This window comes from Seonamhaeicola marinus, assembly GCF_008085455.1.
Genome location: NZ_VSDQ01000404.1, coordinates 1 through 1,044 on the forward strand (window position 1 = coordinate 1; position 1,044 = coordinate 1,044).

General features: G+C 32.5%; 1 protein-coding gene and 1 pseudogene. One reads left to right on the top strand and one right to left on the bottom strand.

From position 1 onward, the window contains the following. Window positions 1-206 (bottom strand): annotated as a pseudogene (locus tag FUA24_RS05165) (DUF547 domain-containing protein); the annotation flags it as partial. Between the two features lie 203 nt (window positions 207-409). Between FUA24_RS05165 and FUA24_RS05170 the strand changes: the two are divergent. Then, the coding region (locus tag FUA24_RS05170; protein WP_148540301.1) for an NAD(P)/FAD-dependent oxidoreductase at window positions 410-1,044 on the top strand (635 nt) is incomplete at its 3' end.

Here is a 1,044-nt window from a genome sequence, read left to right on the forward strand (position 1 = left end):
TTATTTTTAGTTACGTTTACTGCCTGTGCTAATGCAATAACCTTATTTAAATCTTCTGGGTTTTTGTGTAATTTATCATAAGCAACTTTACCATTACTTATATAGGTTTTAAAAAATGTATTGGCAGTTTCAAAAAAGCTATTAGCTGTTTGCGCTGTTCCTTTTACACCTACCATTAATAGTGCTATAATTAGTATTTTTTTCATGTTTTGAAATTTATTTTTTTGACAAAGTAACAACTGGTAAGTCGAACAAAATGTTAGCTAACTTACAAAACCCGAAAAAAAATTAGCGTCTTAATAAACGCAAACACCTTACAAACAAAGGGTAATTTGAAACCATTCTAAATTCAAAGTCCGTATTAAGTTCTTATCTTTAGTTTCGACTCAATTCTCATAATTCAAAAAAAATGGAGCACATTGTAATAATTGGCAATGGTATTTCTGGGGTTACGGCTGCCAGACATATTAGAAAACTTTCTAACAAAAAAATAACCATTATCTCTGCCGAAACAGATTATTTTTTTTCTCGTACAGCACTTATGTATGTTTATATGGGGCATATGAAATTTGAACATACACAACCTTACGAGCCTTGGTTTTGGAAAAAAAACCGCATTGAACTTAAAAAAGGATTTGTAGAAAGGGTTGAAACCGCATCAAAAACGCTTCATTTTTCTAACAAAGAACAAATGAATTATGATAAACTTATAATTGCTACAGGCAGCAAACCCAATAAATTTGGTTGGCCTGGGCAAGATTTAAAAGGCGTTATGGGCTTGTACCACAAACAAGATTTAGAACGTTTAGAAGCCTATGCTCCTAACAACAACATTTGCAAAAGAGCTGTTATTGTTGGTGGCGGACTTATTGGTATTGAACTAGCCGAAATGTTACATTCTCGCCATATTCCTGTTACATTTTTAGTACGTGAAGATAGCTTTTGGAATGGTGTTTTACCCAACGGTGAAAGCCAAATGATTAATGAAGAAATTCGTAAAAACGGCATAGATTTACGCTTAGGCGTTAACTTAAAAGAAATTAA